The 20391-nt window shown below is 41.3% G+C and carries 17 protein-coding genes, 2 tRNA genes and 2 rRNA genes; 15 read left to right on the plus strand and 6 right to left on the minus strand.

Annotated features, from left to right (window positions below):
• Positions 1 to 17: 17 nt before the first annotated feature.
• From N745_RS0101955 to N745_RS11570, 6 genes are all read left to right on the plus strand, one after another.
• Positions 18 to 94: transfer RNA gene (locus tag N745_RS0101955), tRNA-Ile, on the plus strand.
• A gap of 7 nt (positions 95 to 101) precedes the next feature.
• Positions 102 to 177 (plus strand) — tRNA-Ala (locus N745_RS0101960).
• Positions 178 to 656: 479 nt separating this feature from the next.
• Positions 657 to 3491, plus strand: a 23S ribosomal RNA gene (locus tag N745_RS0101965).
• Between the two features lie 158 nt (positions 3492 to 3649).
• Positions 3650 to 3764 (plus strand): 5S ribosomal RNA (gene rrf / locus N745_RS0101970).
• 251 nt (positions 3765 to 4015) lie between these two features.
• Positions 4016 to 5248 (plus strand): GGDEF domain-containing response regulator, encoded by a 1233-nt coding sequence (locus N745_RS0101975; RefSeq protein ID WP_281171886.1) that lies wholly within the window; start codon positions 4016 to 4018, stop codon positions 5246 to 5248.
• Between the two features lie 37 nt (positions 5249 to 5285).
• Positions 5286 to 5981: a putative metalloprotease CJM1_0395 family protein gene (locus N745_RS11570; RefSeq protein ID WP_024850462.1), complete on the plus strand. Its 696-nt coding sequence runs from the start codon at positions 5286 to 5288 to the stop codon at positions 5979 to 5981.
• Between the two features lie 20 nt (positions 5982 to 6001).
• On the opposite strand, the gene N745_RS0101985 is transcribed toward N745_RS11570, so the two are convergent.
• Positions 6002 to 6310, minus strand: coding sequence for an ArsR/SmtB family transcription factor (locus N745_RS0101985; RefSeq protein ID WP_024850463.1), 309 nt, complete (start codon positions 6308 to 6310; stop codon positions 6002 to 6004).
• A 148-nt stretch (positions 6311 to 6458) separates the two neighbouring features.
• Here N745_RS0101985 and N745_RS0101990 point away from each other — a divergent pair, with 148 nt between their 5' ends.
• Both N745_RS0101990 and N745_RS0101995 read left to right on the plus strand, forming a co-directional pair.
• Complete coding sequence (locus tag N745_RS0101990; protein WP_038070569.1) at positions 6459 to 7814, plus strand: S41 family peptidase; 1356 nt, start codon at positions 6459 to 6461, stop codon at positions 7812 to 7814.
• Positions 7814 to 8371 (plus strand): DJ-1 family glyoxalase III, encoded by a 558-nt coding sequence (locus tag N745_RS0101995; RefSeq protein ID WP_038070572.1) that lies wholly within the window; start codon positions 7814 to 7816, stop codon positions 8369 to 8371. The genes N745_RS0101990 and N745_RS0101995 overlap by 1 nt, the downstream gene beginning before the upstream one ends.
• Here N745_RS0101995 and N745_RS12625 read toward each other — a convergent pair.
• A complete protein-coding gene (locus N745_RS12625) occupies positions 8368 to 8520 on the minus strand; it encodes a hypothetical protein (RefSeq protein ID WP_157833731.1) in 153 nt (50 codons plus the stop codon). The two genes, N745_RS0101995 and N745_RS12625, sit on opposite strands and share 4 nt — an antisense overlap.
• A gap of 174 nt (positions 8521 to 8694) precedes the next feature.
• Between N745_RS12625 and N745_RS0102005 the strand changes: the two genes are divergently transcribed.
• Genes N745_RS0102005 through N745_RS0102015 form a run of 3 tightly spaced genes read left to right on the plus strand, consistent with a single transcriptional unit; the run spans position 8695 to position 10741 of the window.
• Entirely contained in the window at positions 8695 to 9054 is a 360-nt protein-coding gene (locus N745_RS0102005) for a twin-arginine translocation signal domain-containing protein (RefSeq protein WP_024850466.1), read from the plus strand.
• A 57-nt stretch (positions 9055 to 9111) separates the two neighbouring features.
• On the plus strand, positions 9112 to 9966 hold the full coding sequence (locus tag N745_RS0102010) for an HvfB family MNIO-type RiPP peptide maturase (protein ID WP_024850467.1): 855 nt from the start codon (positions 9112 to 9114) through the stop codon (positions 9964 to 9966).
• The gene (locus tag N745_RS0102015; RefSeq protein WP_024850468.1) at positions 9959 to 10741 is read left to right on the plus strand and encodes an HvfC family RiPP maturation protein; all 783 of its coding nucleotides are present in this window, start codon (positions 9959 to 9961) and stop codon (positions 10739 to 10741) included. Before N745_RS0102010 ends, N745_RS0102015 begins: the two co-directional genes overlap by 8 nt.
• Positions 10742 to 10745: 4 nt before the next feature.
• Here N745_RS0102015 and N745_RS0102020 read toward each other — a convergent pair whose 3' ends face one another.
• Both N745_RS0102020 and N745_RS0102025 read right to left on the minus strand, forming a co-directional pair.
• Positions 10746 to 11681 (minus strand): Solitary outer membrane autotransporter beta-barrel domain, encoded by a 936-nt coding sequence (locus N745_RS0102020; protein ID WP_024850469.1) that lies wholly within the window; start codon positions 11679 to 11681, stop codon positions 10746 to 10748.
• A 55-nt stretch (positions 11682 to 11736) separates the two neighbouring features.
• Positions 11737 to 14094 carry an EAL domain-containing protein gene (locus N745_RS0102025; protein ID WP_024850470.1) on the minus strand — a complete coding sequence of 786 codons (2358 nt, stop codon included), beginning with the start codon at positions 14092 to 14094 and terminating at the stop codon, positions 11737 to 11739.
• A gap of 127 nt (positions 14095 to 14221) precedes the next feature.
• On the opposite strand from N745_RS0102025, the gene N745_RS0102030 reads away from it, so the two are divergent.
• From N745_RS0102030 to N745_RS0102040, 3 genes are all read left to right on the plus strand, one after another.
• On the plus strand, positions 14222 to 15058 hold the full coding sequence (locus tag N745_RS0102030; protein ID WP_024850471.1) for a YihY family inner membrane protein: 837 nt from the start codon (positions 14222 to 14224) through the stop codon (positions 15056 to 15058).
• A gap of 68 nt (positions 15059 to 15126) precedes the next feature.
• Positions 15127 to 15651, plus strand: coding sequence for a sigma-70 family RNA polymerase sigma factor (locus tag N745_RS0102035; protein WP_024850472.1), 525 nt, complete (start codon positions 15127 to 15129; stop codon positions 15649 to 15651).
• A complete protein-coding gene (locus N745_RS0102040; RefSeq protein ID WP_024850473.1) occupies positions 15648 to 16445 on the plus strand; it encodes a DUF3379 family protein in 798 nt (265 codons plus the stop codon). Before N745_RS0102035 ends, N745_RS0102040 begins: the two co-directional genes overlap by 4 nt.
• 96 nt (positions 16446 to 16541) lie before the next feature.
• On the opposite strand, the gene nrdB is transcribed toward N745_RS0102040, so the two are convergent.
• On the minus strand, positions 16542 to 17675 hold the full coding sequence (nrdB, locus tag N745_RS0102050) for a class Ia ribonucleoside-diphosphate reductase subunit beta (protein ID WP_024850474.1): 1134 nt from the start codon (positions 17673 to 17675) through the stop codon (positions 16542 to 16544).
• A 252-nt stretch (positions 17676 to 17927) separates the two neighbouring features.
• Between nrdB and N745_RS0102055 the strand changes: the two genes are divergently transcribed.
• Positions 17928 to 18395, plus strand: coding sequence for a response regulator (locus N745_RS0102055; RefSeq protein ID WP_024850475.1), 468 nt, complete (start codon positions 17928 to 17930; stop codon positions 18393 to 18395).
• Positions 18396 to 18414: 19 nt separating this feature from the next.
• On the opposite strand, the gene N745_RS0102060 is transcribed toward N745_RS0102055, so the two are convergent.
• The gene (locus N745_RS0102060) at positions 18415 to 20331 is read right to left on the minus strand and encodes an ATP-binding cassette domain-containing protein (RefSeq protein WP_024850476.1); all 1917 of its coding nucleotides are present in this window, start codon (positions 20329 to 20331) and stop codon (positions 18415 to 18417) included.
• Positions 20332 to 20391 lie beyond the last annotated feature (60 nt).

Genomic DNA, 20391 nt, shown 5'->3' on the forward strand with positions numbered 1-20391 from the left:
CTAGAAGAAAAAGACCTGGGTCTGTAGCTCAGTTGGTTAGAGCGCACCCCTGATAAGGGTGAGGTCGGTGGTTCAAATCCACCCAGACCCACCATGACTTTGGGGCTATAGCTCAGCTGGGAGAGCGCCTGCCTTGCACGCAGGAGGTCTGCGGTTCGATCCCGCATAGCTCCACCAATATTCCGGTGAATGGTTTTTGTTTTTAATTTAAAAAAACAGAAGTTATTAGCAGTGATATTGGTAACGATATAACTGAAGAAGTTCTTTAACAATTTGGATCAATCTCAAATTAATTGAGAGAAAAAGAAAGCTTTAAAGGCATTGCCAATAAAGTAATCGGATTCTCAATATTAAGCAAAGAGAAGTTTATGACACCGACATGTCATAAACAGTATAAATGAGTCTCCAACTCATTTATACATAGTAATAGACGTCAATGGCGTAAGCCATTGGCATCTAGGTAACAATGTATCTTACATTGAGTCAATTTTGAAAGTTTACTCAAGCGAGAACATGTCAGCGAAAAACTTTTAGTTACAAGCAATTCATTAGGCTTTGATTGAAGAAGTTCTGGATTTTTAATAACTTTAGCAAGTTATTAGAGAGTTGAAGGGATGGGCGCAACACAAAAGGTCAAGGTTATTTTTGAGTTGTATAGTTAAGTGACTAAGCGTACACGGTGGATGCCTAGGCGGTAGAAGGCGATGAAGGACGTAGTAACTTGCGATAAGCCACGGGGAGTTAGTAAACAAGCTTTGATCCGTGGATTTCCGAATGGGAAAACCCACTCATTTTATGAGTATCCCTTTATGGGAGGCAAACCTGGAGAACTGAAACATCTAAGTACCCAGAGGAAAAGAAATCAACCGAGATTCCCTAAGTAGCGGCGAGCGAACGGGGACCAGCCCTAAAGCATTTATTAAGATAGCAGAACACTCTGGAAAGTGTGACGATACAAGGTGATAGTCCTGTATGCAAAATCTTATTAAGTGTTATTCGAGTAGGACGGAACACGTGAAATTCTGTCTGAACATGGGGGGACCACCCTCCAAGGCTAAATACTCTCTACCGACCGATAGTGAACCAGTACCGTGAGGGAAAGGCGAAAAGAACCCCGGAAGGGGAGTGAAATAGAACCTGAAACCGTGTACGTACAAGCAGTGGGAGCACCTTCGTGGTGTGACCGCGTACCTTTTGTATAATGGGTCAGCGACTTACGTTATGTTGCAAGGTTAACCGAATAGGGGAGCCGAAGGGAAACCGAGTCTTAAATGGGCGATTAGTAGCATGGCGTAGACCCGAAACCGGGCGATCTATCCATGGCCAGGTTGAAGGTTGGGTAACACCAACTGGAGGACCGAACCCACGTATGTTGAAAAATGCAGGGATGAGCTGTGGATCGGAGTGAAAGGCTAATCAAGCCCGGAGATAGCTGGTTCTCCTCGAAATCTATTTAGGTAGAGCCTCATGTATCACTGTTGGGGGTAGAGCACTGTTATGGTCTAGCGGGCCGTCAAGGCTTAGCAGCCCATTGCAAACTCCGAATACCAACAAGTGCAATCATGGGAGACAGACTGCGGGTGCTAACGTCCGTTGTCAAGAGGGAAACAACCCAGACCGCCAGCTAAGGTCCCTAAACACTATTAAGTGGGAAAGGATGTGGGAAGGCTTAGACAGTCAGGAGGTTGGCTTAGAAGCAGCCACCCTTTAAAGAAAGCGTAATAGCTCACTGATCGAGTCGGCCTGCGCCGAAGATTTAACGGGGCTAAATAGTGTACCGAAGCTGCGGATGCCGTAAGGCATGGTAGAGGAGCGTCGTGTAAGCCTGCGAAGGGGCATTGTAAAGTGTCCTGGAGGTATCACGAGTGCGAATGCTGACATGAGTAGCGATAAAGGGAGTGAAAAGCTCCCTCGCCGAAAGACCAAGGGTTCCTACGCAACGTTAATCGACGTAGGGTTAGTCGACCCCTAAGGCGAGGCCGAGAGGCGTAGTCGATGGGAAATAGGTTAATATTCCTATACTTTTTATTACTGCGATGGAGGGACGGAGAAGGCTAGGCAAGCTTGCTGATGGTTGCAAGTTCAAGCGTTTAGGCAGAGATCTTAGGCAAATCCGGGATCTTAATGCTGAGGCGTGATGAGGAGTCCTCTTTTGGACGAAGTTGTTGATGCCATGCTTCCAAGAAAAGCTTCTAAGCTTCAGGTAATAAAGAATCGTACCCCAAACCAACACAGGTGGTCAGGATGAGAATTCCAAGGCGCTTGAGAGAACTCGGGTGAAGGAACTAGGCAAAATGATACCGTAACTTCGGGAGAAGGTATGCCCACGCGAGTGGGCCGCAGAGACTAGGTGGCTGCAACTGTTTACTAAAAACATAGCACTGTGCAAAATCGAAAGATGACGTATACGGTGTGACGCCTGCCCGGTGCCGGAAGGTTAATTGATGGGGTTAGCTTATGCGAAGCTCTTGATCGAAGCCCCGGTAAACGGCGGCCGTAACTATAACGGTCCTAAGGTAGCGAAATTCCTTGTCGGGTAAGTTCCGACCTGCACGAATGGCGTAATGATGGCCACACTGTCTCCACCCGAGACTCAGCGAAATTGAACTCGCAGTTAAGATGCTGCGTACCCGCGGCTAGACGGAAAGACCCCGTGAACCTTTACTATAGCTTTGCACTGGACTTTGATACTATCTGTGTAGGATAGGTGGGAGGCTTTGAAGCAGTAACGCCAGTTATTGTGGAGCCAATCTTGAAATACCACCCTGATATTATTGAGGTTCTAACCTAGGCCAGTGAATCCTGGTCAGGGACAGTGTATGGTGGGTAGTTTGACTGGGGCGGTCTCCTCCTAAAGAGTAACGGAGGAGCGCGAAGGTACCCTCAGCACGGTCGGACATCGTGCAATGAGCGCAAGAGTAAAAGGGTGCTTGACTGCGAGACTGACACGTCGAGCAGGTGCGAAAGCAGGTTCTAGTGATCCGGTGGTTCTGTGTGGAAGGGCCATCGCTCAACGGATAAAAGGTACTCCGGGGATAACAGGCTGATACCGCCCAAGAGTTCATATCGACGGCGGTGTTTGGCACCTCGATGTCGGCTCATCACATCCTGGGGCTGAAGTCGGTCCCAAGGGTATGGCTGTTCGCCATTTAAAGTGGTACGCGAGCTGGGTTTAGAACGTCGTGAGACAGTTCGGTCCCTATCTGCCGTGGGCGTTGGAGAATTGAGAGGGGCTGCTCCTAGTACGAGAGGACCGGAGTGGACGATCCGCTGGTGTTCCTGTTGTCTCGCCAGAGGCATTGCAGGGTAGCTATGATCGGAAGGGATAACCGCTGAAAGCATCTAAGCGGGAAACCCGCCTCAAGATAAGTTCTCCCTAGACTTTAAGTCTTCTAAAGGGCCGTTAAAGACTATGACGTTGATAGGCTGGATGTGGAAGTGCAGTAATGTATGAAGCTAACCAGTACTAATTACCCGTGAGGCTTAACTATACAACTCAAAAGTGACTTTTGAAGGCATGTTTGAGCTTGAGTAGCTAGAGAAATGACGCAATGAAAGATACATGTGTTGTAGAACAATATGCTCTTAATAAAGATTGATCCAAATTCAGTGAGTTGATGGTAAAACATCAGCTTACATAACCAAATTGCTTGGGGACCATAGCGAGATGGAACCACCTGATCCCATTCCGAACTCAGTAGTGAAACGTCTCAGCGCCGATGGTAGTGTGGCAGGTGCCATGTGAGAGTAGGTCATCTCCAAGCTTATATTCTGAAAACCACTCCTATGAGTGGTTTTTTTTTGCTTGCGATTTATGGTATTGCATTAATTCGTTAACTTGAAGTCAAAGTTATCTATCATAAACATTCAGCCAAGCACACTTTTTCACTTCTTGAGAATAAAAGCTGATCTTATAGCCGTAAATATCTAGTATTGGTGTCGTGTTTTAATTAGTATATAAAGTTGATAGAGTATTTAAGTTGGCCAAATTGTGATACACGAAAAAATATTGTTGGTGGAAGACCAGAAGTCAATGGCGCTTTTGCTCCGTGCACGTTTATTAGAGTGCTGTCCAAAATTTGAGATATTTTTAGCTCATACATTTAGCGAAGCCAAAAAAATTCTAGAAAAAGAAGATTCAATTCAAGTTTGTCTGACTGATCTTACTTTACCAGATTCATCCAATTATGAGATTGTAGACTTATTAAAGAGTTTTAAAGTTGCTACAGTTGTGTTCACAGGATCTTATAGTGAAGCTGTTCGGCATAGAGTTTTTGATGCACATGTTGCAGACTATGTCATAAAGGATGGTCAAGTTTCGATTGATTATGCTGTGTCGAGTGTGCACTCCTTATTGCAAAACCCAGAAAGAACCATTTGGATTCTTTCTGACAACATAAGGTCAATACATAGAACACAAGGGCTTCTTAGAATTCAGCGGTATCAATTAAAAGTTTTTGAAGATTATATAGACTTGATTCGTGCTTTGGATGATGAAGTTCCTGATTTATTGATTATTGACCGCCTATCTGATGAGCGGAAGATGAGTGTATATGATCTTGTTCGCGAAATTCGAACAAAATATTCTGATCATGACCTACCTATAATATCTATTGAAAAAAAGAATAAGATTAATCAGTCTATTAAGTTAATGAAGTATGGCGTTGGCGATTTGGTTTCTGAAAACTATTCTCCTGAAGAGCTTTACTTACGGGTTCGAAAAAACCTTGAGCAAAGTCAGGCTTATAAAGATATTAAACGTATTTCAGAAGTGGATGCACTGACTCAAATTTATAACCGCCGTGCCTTTTTTGAAAAAGCAGAACAGATGTTTGAATGTTATCAGAATGAGAAAAGAAAATTTTTCTTGATAATGGTAGATATTGATCATTTTAAGCAAGTAAACGACAAGTATGGTCATCAAATTGGTGATCAGGCAATAATTTTTACTGCCACTTATTTGAAGAGTGTTTTTTCCAATGAACTTGTAGCGCGTTTTGGTGGTGAGGAGTTTATTGTCTTAGGTGAATGCGATTCTGTGGATAAAGTTTCATCTCTTTGTGAAGTCTTCAGACAAGAAATCGAGGTTCAGTCTTATGCATCTATTGAAGTAGAGTTTACTGTCAGTCAAGGTGTTGCATTTAGTGGAAATTCACTTGATAAAGCTATTGCTAAGGCAGATGAACTTCTCTACGAAGCGAAACAAGCGGGAAGAAATCAGGTTGTAACTGAAAGTCAAAAAAGATAAAATAAAAATATAGAAATCATGTACTTGGGGGTAGATTATGAATGTGTCTACAAGTACTTACAGTAGTACAGCCATGTTTTCAGCTCTATCTGAGCTTCATTCGATTGCGCCCAAGTATATAAATACCTCTTCTGTTGGATCTGTTTCAGCGGTTTCCAAGTCAGCAACGAACTCTGATAGTTCTTCCAATTCATTAAGTAGTCAGAAAGAGTTACAACAGTCCCAAAAATATCAGCAAGCTATATCAGAATTAAAAGCCAGGGATCAGCATGTCAGAGCTCATGAACGTGCACACTTAAGTGCCGCTGGTGGGTACGCGACTGGTGGGGCTTCATATACCTATCAGGTAGGTCCTGATGGAAGACGCTATGCTGTAGGTGGTGAGGTTGGTATTAATACTTCACCAGTAGAAGGGGATCTTCAGGCAACAATACAAAAAGCAAGAATTGTTCAAAGAGCTGCGTTGGCACCTTCAGATCCTTCGGCTCAGGATTTAAAAGTTCATGCACAAGCTGTGCAAATGGAAATGAAAGCATCTCAAGAGCTTCAAAATGAAAAGAGCAAACAGAATACCGACACAGCTAATAACAGTCTTTCACTGGCTTCTAACGGTGATCTAGCTAATCAAAAAGGGATGTTTAATCATTCAGGTATTGGGAGTTCGGGAATTAATCCTCAAACCACAGATTCTTCAAGGCTTAGTTTTGAAATAAGGATGAGAATGGGGGGATAAAGAGCCCCCCTGAAATAGAATTATATTTGACAGAAGGTTTGTTGCATTGATTCTAGAAGGTTCAATATCTGATTATCTCTTACTTTACAAAGAATTTTGCTGCCTTCACGTCTTGAAGTGATAATTTCTTTTTCTCTTAAAATATCAATGTGTTGGGAAATGTTACTTTGAGTTGTTCCTACTCGAGATACTATGTCCATAACAGGCATTTCATTATTACCAAGAACGCAGAGAATTTTAAGTCTTAATGGGTGTCCCATTGCTTTTAATGCTTTAGACGCCTTTTCTATGTTTTCTTCTTTCATCGCCATCTGGCTAATTTCTTCCATGTACCTTCACCATTTAATTTGCATTAAAATCAATAACTATTGTAATTCTAATGAAATACTTCTCTAATGTCATTAAAAGTTACCTTATAATTGGAGAGAATTTTTTAATGTTAGATATGGATAGATATCTGGATAATCGTAAAAATAAATGGAGTTGTCTGTGAGAGTTTCTTGGGCTAAAAAAGGTTTATGGTTAAGTACTGGAGCAATTTTGGGTGCGTTTATTGTACTTGCCACCAGTGTATTTGCTGATAACGAAAAACAGAATGGTACAACTCCAGCAACAAAGGTAGAAGCTCAGTTACCTTTAAATGAATTGCGCTCATTCGTAGAAGTCTTCGAACGAATTTCTAAAGATTACGTTGAACCAGTTGATGACAAAAAACTATTAGAAGGTGCGATTAGCGGGATGCTATCGAGTCTTGACCCTCATTCAGCCTATCTTTCGCCTAAAAACTTCAAAGAAATGGAAGAACACACGACTGGTGAGTTTGGTGGTCTTGGCATGGAAGTTGGCTTAGAAGATGGTTTTGTAAAAGTAGTTTCCCCTATTGATGATACGCCAGCGCAGAAGGCAGGGGTAAAAGCAGGCGATCTAATCATTAAATTGAATGATGAGCCAGTAAAGGGGAAAACACTTGCTGAGGCCGTTAAAATTATGCGTGGTAAGCCGGGTTCAAAAATCAAGTTAACGATTGTGCGCGAAGGTGCGACTAAGCCACTCGTGCTTGAGCTTACGAGAGCTGTTATAAAAGTAACGAGTGTTAAGCAAAAATTACTACCAAATGGTATGGGATATGTTCGTATTAGTCAGTTCCAGCTTAGAACGGGTCCTGATTTAATTAAAGCTATCAAAAAATTAGACAAAGAAAATAAAAAGCCACTTAATGGACTTGTGCTGGATTTAAGAAATAACCCTGGTGGTGTTCTTCGTGCTGCGGTTCAAGTAGCAGATTCTTTCATAAATTCAGGTCTAATTGTATATACCAAAGGAAGAGTAAAGGACTCTCAGTTACGTTTTGAGGCGGAAAAAGGAGATATCCTAAAAGGTCGTCCAATGGTTGTTTTGATTAATGAAGGGTCAGCATCCGCTTCCGAAATCGTAGCGGGTGCGTTACAAGATCAAAAACGTGCATTGATCGCAGGTAGAAACAGTTTTGGTAAAGGATCTGTGCAAACTCTTATGCCTTTGAATAATGGTGGTGCAATTAAGTTAACCACAGCTCGTTATTACACGCCAAGTGGACGTTCAATTCAGGCAAAAGGAATTGTGCCTGATGTCGAGATTGATCGAGTGAAGGTCGAAAAACTTAAAGCTGGAGAGTTTGGTCGAATTAAAGAAAAAGACTTGTCAGGTCACTTAGTGAACGATACCAAGCCTAAAGGCTCATCTGTAAAAACTAAGGATGACGTAAAAGGCTTACTCGCAAACGATTTTGAACTTTATGAAGCATTAAGTCTATTGAAAGGCATGTACTTCACTCAGCAAATGGGCAGTAAATAATGATCAAACACGCCATGGTTCCTCTAGCGCAAGGCTGTGAGGAGCTTGAAGCGGTTACCATTATCGATTTGCTAGTCAGGGCTGGCGTTAAGGTTACGACAGTTAGTTTGGATAAAGAGCTCACCATCGTTGCTAGTAGAGGGGTTAAGTTAATCGTAGATACACCTCTTTCTGAAGTGAACTCAACTGACTTTGATATGGTTGTTTTGCCAGGCGGGTTGCCTGGCGCCGATAACCTTAATGCAAGTGATGAGCTCCATGCGTTTTTAAATGAAATGTCTGCTAAGAATGCATTAATAGGGGCAATTTGTGCTGCACCGAAAGTGCTGGTTTCTGCAGGATTGCTTGATAATAAACAAGCGACAAGCTATCCAGGGCATATTGATAAGTTACCAGGTAATAATATGACTTACCAAGAAGATGCTGTTGTCGTCGATGGCAATATCATTACTTCAAGAGGGCCTGGAACAGCAATGGATTTTGCGTTGACTTTAATTGAGTTATTGGTTGGAAAGGAAGTTAAATCTCAAGTTGAAGCAGGTCTTGTTCGCGCTTAATGAAGCTGTTGCTTTAATAGTTTTTTAATGACTCTAGCCAGTTGTTCAGTTTGTTCCTTACTCAGTTTAATTTGAGTTTGGGATTCTTTATCTTCAAGTTGCTCTAACAACTTAATCAACTTCCGTTTTTCTGTTTCTACATCATTCATACTTATTCCAGTAATCAAACTTTTAATTGGTAAGAACCATAATAAAATGGCTTACTAATGAAAGAAAACTCACTTTATTGGGTCTATTACTTTGAGACGCAGTAGTTGTAGGTCAGCCCATTTATTTTTTCGGCAGTAAATAAACACGTTAATTTAGTTTTATTGGAGAATACCATGTCTAAATATTCAAGAAGAAATTTTCTAAAGTTAGCCGGCGCATCTGTTGCTGTTGGTGTATCCGGCGTAGCTGTGGCAGGAGAAAATCCGTTCGAATTTAAATCTTTAGAGGGTGGTTATGAGCAAGTTGCTGCTGCACAAGGTAATTGCGGTGCAAATAAGCAAATGAATAATGACCAATCTAAGGGTGAGACTATGCAAAAGAATAGTCAGTCGCAGATGAAAAATGGTCAAGGCAGTTGTGGGGCAGCGGTTATGAAGCAGCATAACGGCAATTGTGGAGCAGCGATGCCACAACAAAAACAAAAAAATCAGAAAGAGTCTAGTGAAGGAAAATGTGGTTATCAAATGCAATAACTCTCATTTTCAAAGCCGCTTATGCGGTTTTTTTTATAATGGCTTGGCAGTTTGTGTATGAGTTTTGACCCGAATGCAATCCATGGAGTCGGCTTAGGTCTGAGAAGAGATTTCTTTTATGAAGTTTTGGAAGCTCCTAGTATTGATGTCGATTTTTTTGAAGTAGCGCCTGAAAACTGGCTTAACCTAGGCGGGAAGATGGGGCGTGATTTACAGCGTCTAACTGAACGCTATCCTTTTGTTTGTCATGGCCTGTCACTTGATCTGGGAGGGATTTCTCCGTTAAATGAAGACTACCTTTATCAGCTCAAGACATTTTTTCAACAGCATGATATTCGGTATTACACGGAGCATTTGAGTTATTGTGGCGACTCTGGTCAGCTTTATGACTTGATGCCCATTCCTTTTACCGAAGAGGCTGTTCACTATGTTGCAGATCGTATTAAACGGGCTCAAGATATTTTAGAAAGAACGATTGGTATCGAAAATATTTCATTTTATGCTATGCCATGCAATGAAATGACTGAGCAAGATTTTGTAAATGCTGTTGTGAGTGAAGCCAAGTGTGGTTTATTGTTTGACGTTAACAACACCTACGTGAATAGCATTAATCACGATTATGATGCAGTGGACTTTATGCAGAGCATGCCGACAGATGCCATTATGTATTTACATATGGCAGGTCATTTTGACGAAGCAGAAGATTTAAAAGTCGATACTCATGGTGAAGATGTTAAACAAGAAGTTTGGGATTTATTGGATCAGACTTACAGTGTTCATGGTTTGAAGCCGACTCTTCTAGAAAGGGATTTCAATATTCCTCCTTTACCTGACTTGATGGTGGAGGTAGAGCAGATTCGCCAAGCTCAACAACGTTATCTTGCGCAATTTGGAGCGAAGAAGTATGGATAAGAATTCTTCTACTCCTGCATTTCAGAAAATTCAGCAATCTTTTTCTGCCCATATACGGGATCCCGATCATAATGTATACGATGTTAAAGGTATTCCTTCTGCGCTGTCGATAGAAGATCGTCGTCTAAAGCTTTATGAAAAGCTTTTCTTTAATAACATTTATGAAATCTTTACGAGTCAATTCCCAGTTTTATATTCATTATTAGGTGAAGAACGTTGGGATCAGATTTTAAGGGAATACATGGTTAAGCACCGTGCAAAAACCCCTTTGTTCCATGAATTAGGGCAAGAGTTCTTGATATTTCTGCAGCAAGAATATCAGCCCATAGAAAGTGATCCGTCGTTTATGTTTGAGTTGGCTCATTACGAGTGGGTAGAGGTTGCTTTAGCGATAGCACCAGAGCTGGGCTTTAATAATACGAATACATCAGACGCTTCAGTTGATGATTGTTTTGAGCTTTCACCTGTAGCCTGGTATTTGTCTTATCAATGGCCTGTTCATGAGATTTCAAAAGATTCTGTTCCAGAAAGTATTGGGGAACCATCCACTTTATTGGTTTATCGCGATGAAGAGGATGAAGTTCAGTTTATGGCGCTTTCACCTTTACTGTATCATTTGGTTGCTTATATTGATGAACATGCTGAGATGACATTTCGAGAGATAGTGATGACTTTAGCGGAAAATTATAATCAACCCTTAGAGCGTTTGTTACCTTTTTCCGAAACCATTTTGGAGATGTTGTATAGCAAAAATATCATTCGTCCCGTTGTCTAGCGTACTACCGGATCAGGTTATCAAAATTAAAGCTGATACTTAATTGACCACCTCTAAAATGACGACCTTGCAGATAACTAAAGCCATACGTTAGGTTGTTCCACCATTTATCTTCATAAGATTTAAGACGAAAATTTAAGTTAGCTTCATACCAATAATTGGTTGAAAGTGCTTCTTGAACTTTGCCATAGGCATCCGTTCGGTTAAATTGAGGGTTAATTGCAATCCCCCAAGTATTCATGGAAAACTTCCATGGTTCACCAAAGTCAATTTTATTGGACCAAAGACCTGAGCGCGAAGAAACGTCTTCCACACCACTTTTTGCGAATACACTTTCAGTAAATAGGTATACCGCTTTTGTTTCAAACAGCCAATTTGTGCGTCTGGGCAAGATAGGAAAGCGAAGACCCAAGGCTGGAATCACTGAAAGCGTGTTAGTTTTCCAATCAAAATGAACGTAGTCTATTGGTGTAGTAGTTGTTGGAACGGTGTAATGGTGGTGTATCCGACTATAGGCGAGTTCTAACGTAGAAAACCATCGAACATCTGGATTGAGGTTCTTTGAGTAGCCGATGCCTGCACTCAAAGAGTTTGCCTGCCAAGATGAATTGGTTGTGCCGTTAGCAACTTCAAACTGTTGGTTCATGTCAAAACGACCATAGCCTAGTAACATAGACCACTTGGAAGAGTCGCTATGAAGACCATATGTTTTCCGATAGGGTATCTTAAAAGTTGAAAAGCTTGATGATGGTGAATTGTTATCTGTTTTTTCAACCGCATAGCTTCCAGTTGACACCGACTCCTGGCTAGTCAAAAAGGTAATAATGCCGGTTGTAGCGGCTAAGTTACGTTGAATTTCATCTGAAACGATTGTATCGGCATGAGCCAGATCATTATAGGTAAGGAGCAAAAAGGCAACTAAGAGGAGAAACTGAGGCATTTGTGAAATTATTTCTCCAAACAAAGTGATGAGCCATGTTTGTATTATGCCTGAGTTAAGAAAGACATTTTAATTCAAATCTTTCAGCATTGATTGGTTTGCTGAATAAAAAGCCTTGTCCTTCATCACAATCGAGTTGCTTTAGAATGTCGAGTTGATTAGGAGTTTCTATCCCTTCCGCAAGTACTTTTAAGCCTAAACTATGCCCCATTTTTATAATAGCTTTAACGATAGACCGTGCTTCACGGTTAAACTCGATGTCGTCAATAAAGCTCTTGTCGATTTTGATACGATCAATGTTTAAATGTTTTATATAAGACAGTGATGAATAGCCCGTTCCAAAATCATCGATAGAAATTTCGAGTCCTTTTTCTTGAAGAAAGCTGAGGCAAGTTGAGTCTGGAGAATCATTTTTTTCGATGTTTTTCATCATAACCGACTCTGTTACTTCAATATCTACCCTATCTGCATTTATGTTGTTCAGCTTGAGTTGGTCTTCAACAAACGTTCCGAAGTTGCCTGCAAGGAGTTGAATGGATGAGGCATTAATGGCCATGCGAGGGAGCGGAGTTGGACAGCTATTCCATTTCGCCAGCTGATTAATTGCCGTTTTAAATACGAACTCACCGATTTCGTTAATTAGACCGAATTGCTCGGCTAAAGGAATAAATTCATCAGGTGGAATATGCTTGTTTTCCAAAGGCCAGCGTATCAGTGCTTCGGCACCGACGAGTTTTAAAGAGTGCAGGCTGTATTGAGGTTGATAATGTAACTCAAAACTTTTGTTTTTAACTGCGGTTCTTAAGTTTTGTTCCAACTCATGAAGATAGCGCAGTTCTTCACTCAATTTGTGTGAAAAAAGGCAATAACGGTTTCGACCGCCTTTTTTCGCTTGATACATAGCAAAATCAGCGCTTTTAAGAAGCGCTTCAGCCGTGTAGCCATGAGTTGGATAACTTGCAATACCAATACTGCATCCAATCTCGTGCTCAACGTGATGGCCTTTATTGACTCCTTTCAGGTCGCCTAGAAGCATAATAGCCATACGTTCAAGCTGTTTTGTATCCATGGGTTGATCGATAAGAATGGCAAACTCATCTCCACCAATGCGAGCAAGGAATTGATTCGGTGGTAGGGCGTTTTTAAATGTTTTTCCAACTTGCATCAAGAATTCATCACCCGCAGCATGCCCTAGATGGTCATTTACCCATTTAAAATCATCTAAATCCAAATAAAACAGGTGAAAGGTTTGGTCAGGGTTTTCTTCTATGGCAGTTTGAACTTTTTTATTGAAGCTATAACGGTTTGGTAAGTGCGTTACTGCATCAAAGTTTGCCGTAAACTCTAATTGGTTCTGTATGTTTTTAAGTTCTGTAATGTCCGTTAATATAATCGAATAGTATTGCTCTGGAAGACTAGGGTCTTGAATGCTCGATATATCAAGCATCATAAACTGACTTGGATCGCTGTTGGTTTTCCCCTCGCCACGCCAACCGTGATGATTAAGTAGTTGGTGTTGAACGTCTTGTAGGTCAAGATCAGCAAATAGAGTAGACAGAATCTCCCAGATAGTTTGTTGCAATGGGATATTAAAAGTATCGAGAAGTTTAGAAAGTTTTTTATTGGTAATTTGTAGTCGGTTGTCCTGGCTAAAAATACCAATCGCTTCGTTCAAGTTATGCATGAGCTGGCGATCAAGTAAAAGTTCTTGAGTTCGGTTATGAACAATGTTCTCTAGGTTTTCAAGAAGCTCTTGTTGTGCATTGGCAAAACGTTTAAGTTTACGGATGGTTAGAAGTGCGATGACCAGCAAACTGAGAATGATTGGCATGGCAACCGACAAAATCATATTCCGCATTTCAGAGATTAAAGATGCAAACTCTTGCTGAGAATGATTGGCATTTTTTCTATAGTTGTTTTGTAGCTTGTTCAGGATAGTTTGCACATCAAGCTGACTTTGTATTGCCTTATCAACCAATAAAGCAAGGGCTTCCTTTTTTTTGTTACCCATTAACAACGAGTAGACTTGGTTTTGATAGGTTCTAGTGACTAACATAGTTTTTCGAACAGATGAAAGTAAAGGCATTTGATCGGCGGAAGCATGTTTCTCAAGTGCTATCAAACCCAGGCTGATTTGATGTTCATAGTGGTTCATATCCATTTGTAAGTCGTCGATAGCAAAGGCATCTTTAGCGTTGAGCATACGGACCATTAAAATGCTGCGTTGTGCTGCTGAACGGAATAGTGAATCGATATTTGCTTGGTATCCAACATTCTGTGAATAGGATTGAAAAGACTTAGAAATTTTTTGTTCGTAATTAAAGAAAATGCCCGCTGATAACGCTACCAAAATGATAACAAAGGCATAACCAATAACTAGGAAATTAACAAATGTGTTAGACGACTTATTCATGAGGATATTTTGATAGAATGAGGCTATCTAAGCAATTTAAAAAAATTAATGATGACATGTTTAAATGTTAACCCTATCTTTAATTTTTAAAAACAGTGACTTAGGTATCTTTGAGGCGATTTGTTAAATGAAAAATTATCTGGTTTTCCAGTTGATACGTGGTCATTTTTGGATACGTACCTTTCGTAACTTTTTGCAAAAGGACGGTTTAGATGCTGTGACCGTTTTATCTTATACCTCACTGGTAGGCGTAGTCCCTTTTTTGGGTGTTATTGTTAGCGTACTTTCGGTGACGAATTACTTTAAAGACCAGACCAATCAAATCTTGAATCAATTACTCGCTCACCTTCTGCCGAGTAGTTCTCCCTTAGTTGAACGTTATTTAATCGAATTTTCTTCTCATGCCAGTCATTTAAAGGGTATAGGCATTATTTTCATTTTTATCACCAGCCTGATGATGCTGTGGGCAGTCGATAATAAGATCAATGCCATGTGGGACAAGAACATGCAGAGAAAACTTTGGGTGAGCTTGTTAAGTTACTTCAGTATCGGATTGCTAGGTCCTTTGCTGCTGGTACTCAGTTTTGCGATAACTTCCGTTTTACCGGCATTAAATCATTCTGGTATGAGTAACGTCTTGTGGCATTGGGTATTTAACTTACCACTATTAATGAACATGCTCGGTTTTTGGTTTTTATTTCATTATGTACCAATTTCGCGAGTGAATTGGCGGGCATCATTTCTTGGCGCATTGATTGTAACCCTGTTGCTTGAAGTCTTGAAACTAGGGTTTGTTTTTTATGTGCAGTGGTTCCCAAGTTATGACCTTATCTATGGCGCATTTGCTGCAGTACCACTTTTCTTGCTTTGGATGTACCTTGTTTGGATGGTCATTATCATCGGCGCTTCTTGTGTGCATGAACTTGACACAGCATATCGAGCCCTACAAAAAATCTCGGAATAAATCAGCCGTAACTCGGTCTTATAAGTAATAGCATTTCCAGTGTTAGTGGAAATTGGAGAGCACGACAGTTGAAAAGAGCACATCCTTTTTTTGAAAAGTTAGTTAAAGCCTATGCAAGTGACTTGTATCGGGTAGCTTTTTGGTTGGCAAAAGACAAGCAGGTTGCCGAAGACTTAGTCCAAGAAACTTTTGCACGTGCTTGGAAAGCAATTGATAATTTACAAGATGAAAAAGCGGCCAAAGCATGGTTGATGACGATTTTACGCCGAGAAAATGCAAGACGTTTCGAGAAAAAAACACCGGAATGGTTAGAGATTGAAGAAGCCTTAGTTGCTGAGGATTCTCGTTATGAACCTGTCGAACAGTTAGCACAACAACAACTTTATCGTGCCATTATGAAATTAGAAGATGAATTTAAAGAACCCTTGGTCATGCAAATTATTTGGGGATTTTCTGGTGACGAAATTGCAGCAGAATTGGACTTAAAATTGGCGACAGTTAATACACGATTGTTTCGAGCGCGCCAGCAGTTGAAAAAAATAATGGGTGACTCGCCAAAAGAACAACGTCAAGGACAAGGAGGCCGTCTATGAAACCAGTAGAATTAGACGATATCAGCTTCCAACAGCGCTTGTGGCAAGCACCAAATGAGTTGGATGAAAGTATGCAGGCCTACTTAGAGGCGCATCCCGAAAAAATCGAATTGGTTAAGCAGGCTAAACAGTTTGACGAGCAGTTGACGCGAACAATGGATGTGGATGTGCCAGAAGGTCTTCACGCCCGCATTTTAATGAAGAACACCTTTGAAACAGCAAGTGAATTATCGACAGAATCTGAGCCGAATAAACAAACGGTTTTGAGTTGGAATGTATTTTCTAAATGGACCGCTCTGGCCGCTTCTTTCATGGTGCTGGCAATAGGTTTATCACTTTATGATTATCAGTGGGGACGAAATGTACCACAGATATTGCAGAACAATGCTGTTGAAATGGAAAATGCCGTTTTACAACATATTGTCGAGCACACCACAGATCACCCTGAGATTATGGCTAAAAATGCGCCAGAACCTGGTGCTAAAGAATTACAACGTATTTTTAAATACGTTGGTGCAACATTACATAAACCTATTGACTTCATGAGCTATGCTGGCCAATGTGAAGTAGATGGCCAAAAAGGATTACACATTGTGCTTCAAGAGGAGGCGGGTCCCGTTACCATTATTGTGTTACCGCATAGGCAGTTAAACGGTATGTACACTTTTGCTCAGAATGGTTTAAAAGGTCAAATTATCCCGGTAAGAGGAGCGGTGGTTGCGATTGTAGGAGCAACCGATAAACAGCTCGCCATGGCACAAATGCACTTTTTTAAAGCGGTGAGTTTTGGTTGAGATTGTGATTAGAAGTGGAGTCGGAGGAGATTACCCCAGCCTGGTAGATTTTGATGAAAATCTGCCAGGCTGGGTAGGGGCTTTTGAGCTTTTGGCTTAAAGTGAGAAGTCGTTAAAGTCAGCTTTCTCAACCGTTGAATCGACTTGGCCAACCAAGTAAGAACTGATTTCCGATTCTTGCGGTGCAACCTGTACATTGTCACTCACAAGCCAGTTGTTCATCCAAGGCAGCGGGTTTCCTTTTTGTGGGAAAATAGGCTCCATTTTCAGAGCCTTAATGCGGATATTGGTGATGTACTCAACATAGTCTTTTAGGATGCTTGCGTTTAAACCAATCATGGAACCGTTTTTAAACAAGTATTCAGCCCACTGTTTTTCTTGCTCGGCCGCTTCCCGGAAGATTTGATAAACCATTTCTTCTTGTTCTTGCGCGATTTGAACCATTTCTGGGTCGTCTTTACCTTCTTTCAAGATATTGATCATGTGTTGCGTGCCAGATAGGTGTAAGGCTTCATCACGAGCAATCAGCTTGATAACTTTGGCATTACCTTCCATAAGTGAGCGTTCTGCAAAAGAGAAGCTGCAAGCAAAAGAGACATAGAAACGAATCGCTTCAAGCACGTTAACCGATACAACGGTCAGGTATAAAGCGGTTTTGATTTTCTTACGGAAAGCATCGTCTTTTGTAATATCGATTTCTTCGGCATACATTTTATTGGTTAGCGCAATTAACTCATCGTAATACTCCGTTACACTCACTGCGCGTTTTACGATTTCATCATTGGTCACAATGTCATCGAAAACCAATGATGGGTTCGAGACGATATTGCGGATGATATGTGTGTAAGAACGGCTATGAATCGTTTCGGAGAAAGACCAAGTCTCAATCCAAGTTTCCAATTCAGGAATGGAAACCAATGGTAACAAAGCAACGTTTGGTGAGCGGCCTTGAACAGAATCTAGCAGGGTCTGGTATTTTAGATTACTGATGAAAATGTGTTTTTCATGTTCTGGTAGGTCGGAATATTCACCGCGATCAGATGACAAATCAATTTCTTCTGGGCGCCAGAAAAAGCTTAACTGCTTTTCAATTAACTTTTCAAAAATAGGGTGTTTTTGCTGGTCGTAACGTGCCACATTGACGTTCTGACCAAAGAACATTGGCTCTTTCATCGCGTTGTTTGAAGAGCGACAAAATGTTGAGTATGAATGTTTATCTTTACAGCTCATATAACCTATTTCCTGTTAATCCTATTTTTGTTCAGCGGCTGCTTAGCGTGCGGAACAAAGCCAAAAGGCCGAATAAAAAGTCTTTTGAAAATGATAATTTCGACGAAATAGTATAGCCTAAAAATGCTATTCGGCATTAAAGAAAAAGCCTAATTTTCCGCTAGATTTTATATGAGGGCTGGGAATCCTTTGTCAGCTCTAGCATAATGAAAAAAGAAAATATAATAAACACGGCAAACGGAAGGAGGCACCTTGGATAAGTTATCTTGGATACAAGGACGCAAGATTGCCTTGTGTGAGCCTGACGCTGAAAGGGCACAGACACTGAAGAAATTGTTGGATCGGCTCGGTTTGGAGGTGGCGATTTTCTCCACGCCCGATGAAGTACTGTCTGAAATAGAGCGGCATCGTTATACCACTTATCGTATGTACCTGATTATTTTGATTGATTTGAAGTTGGCAATGAGTGTTGAAAGCAAGTGGATTGCCGTTACCAATGGCAACCCTGGTATTTTACAAACCCCTGTCACTTTGATGTATGAAGCAAAAGATGCAGCGCTGGCAAAAACCTTGATGAAAAATGGGTATGTTCGTTTTGAATTACAACAACCAGTTGCCGAAGATGCGTTAAAGCGCCTGCTAATACTTTTGAATCGTTGGAAAGGCCGACAACATCTTTTGGCAAAATCTGCTTCAGCCCCTGCTAAGTTAAGTCGCTAACCCTTAAAAAAATTCAGGTTTAAGATAGTTTCGCTTCCAATATTTCCCAACGTTCAAACGCTTGTTCTAATTCCGCTTCGTGTTTTGCCATTTCATCCAAAACCTTTTGAAAGTCAGGTTGTTGGTAAAAGTCTGCTTGAGATACAGTTTCTGCTGATTGTTCTAATGCCTGCTCTAAAGACTCAATCAGTGCAGGTAAAGCATCATATTCGCGTTGATCATTAAAGCTGAGTTTTTTGGTTTTTGGTTTGTCCGTTGCTGCGGCGTTGGATGAATCCATGTCAGCAGGCTTGTCTGAACTGGCTTTATTTTTGTTTGCAGCGTGCAATGCTTCAAAGCCTTCTGGGCGTTGGCGTAACCAGTCGTCATAGCCACCAACGTATTCATTTACCACTCCAGGCGCATCAAATACGATTGAGCTGGTGACTACCGAGTTCAAGAATGCGCGGTCATGGCTAACAATAAGAACGGTGCCCGGGTAGTTCAGTAGCAACTCTTCTAAGAGCTCAAGCGTTTCGACATCTAGGTCGTTGGTTGGCTCATCGAGAATTAATAAGTTCGATGGCTTCGCAAATACGCGTGCTAGCAATAAGCGGTTACGTTCTCCACCAGATAAAGCTTTAACTGGCTGGCGAGCACGTTCAGGTGAAAATAAGAAATCCTGCAAATAACCCATTACATGCTTACGCTGACCGTTGATTTCAATATAGTCAGACTCTTCCAATACGCTCTCGATAACAGGTGCTTCTTCATCAAGCTGTGCACGATGTTGGTCAAAATAAGCAATCTGTAAGTTAGTTCCAAGTTTTACCTGGCCAGATTGTGGTTCCAATTTACCCAGTAAAAGGTTCAATAGCGTTGATTTTCCACAGCCGTTTTCACCAATGATACCGACCTTGTCGCCACGTACAATCATCGTACTAAAGTCTTGAATAACCGTTTGATTCGGCCAAGCAAAAGACAGGTTTTCAACTTCAATCACCTGTTTACCTGATTTGTCAGCAGTATTGGATTGTAATTGTGCCTTGCCTTGCTGACTACGGCGTGCTTGATGTTCTTCTCTTAGTCTTTCAAGTGCGCGCACACGCCCTTCATTTCGGGTGCGGCGCGCTTTAATGCCCTGACGAATCCAAGTTTCTTCTTGTGCAAGCTTCTTATCAAACTCAGCATTCGCTTTGGCTTCTACTTCAAGCTTTTCTTCTTTACGTTGCAGGTAGGTTTGGTAGTCACATTCCCAGTTGCTTAAGTTTCCGCGATCAAGCTCAACAATACGTGTTGCCAAAGCTTGTAAAAAGGCACGGTCATGCGTAATAAACACCAGACTGCAATTCAGATTTTTCAGGAAATCTTCCAGCCATTGAATTGAAGGAATATCTAAGTGGTTGGTCGGTTCATCCAGCAATAAAATATCTGGGGTTTGTACCAAAGCCTGCGCTAACAATACGCGACGTTTCATCCCACCCGACAGCGACGAAAATTCTGCATCGGCAGGTAAGCCTAGTTTGGAAATGACGGTTTCGACTTTTTGACTAAAGCCCCAGCCATCAGCAGCTTCGATCTTTTGCTGTGCTTTGGTCATTTGATCCATTAAGTCATCAGAGTAGTTTTCTGCAACCTGATGACTAAGCTGGTGGAACTGCTCAATCAGCCCGCCAATATCGCCTAAACCTTGTGAGATAATGTGAAATACACTGCCATGCATATCGTGCGGTACTTCTTGTTGAAGCTTGGCGATTTTAACGCCATCCTGAATAATACGGCTGCCGTCATCCGCTTCGATGCTACCTTCAATGACTTTCAGTAAAGTCGACTTACCTTCACCATTACGACCGACAATACAGACCCGTTCATTGGGCTCCACTTGAAAGTGAATTTTATCCAATAGCGTTTGAGTGCCGTAGCTGAGTTGCATGTCGCGTAAAAAAAGTAAGGCCATAAATTCAAGTGTGCTCGTGTAAGGTTTAAGAATTTCTCGGGCGACATTATACCAATGCCG

It is taken from the genome of Hydrogenovibrio kuenenii DSM 12350 (assembly GCF_000526715.1).
Taxonomy (GTDB): Bacteria; Pseudomonadota; Gammaproteobacteria; order Thiomicrospirales; family Thiomicrospiraceae; genus Hydrogenovibrio; species Hydrogenovibrio kuenenii.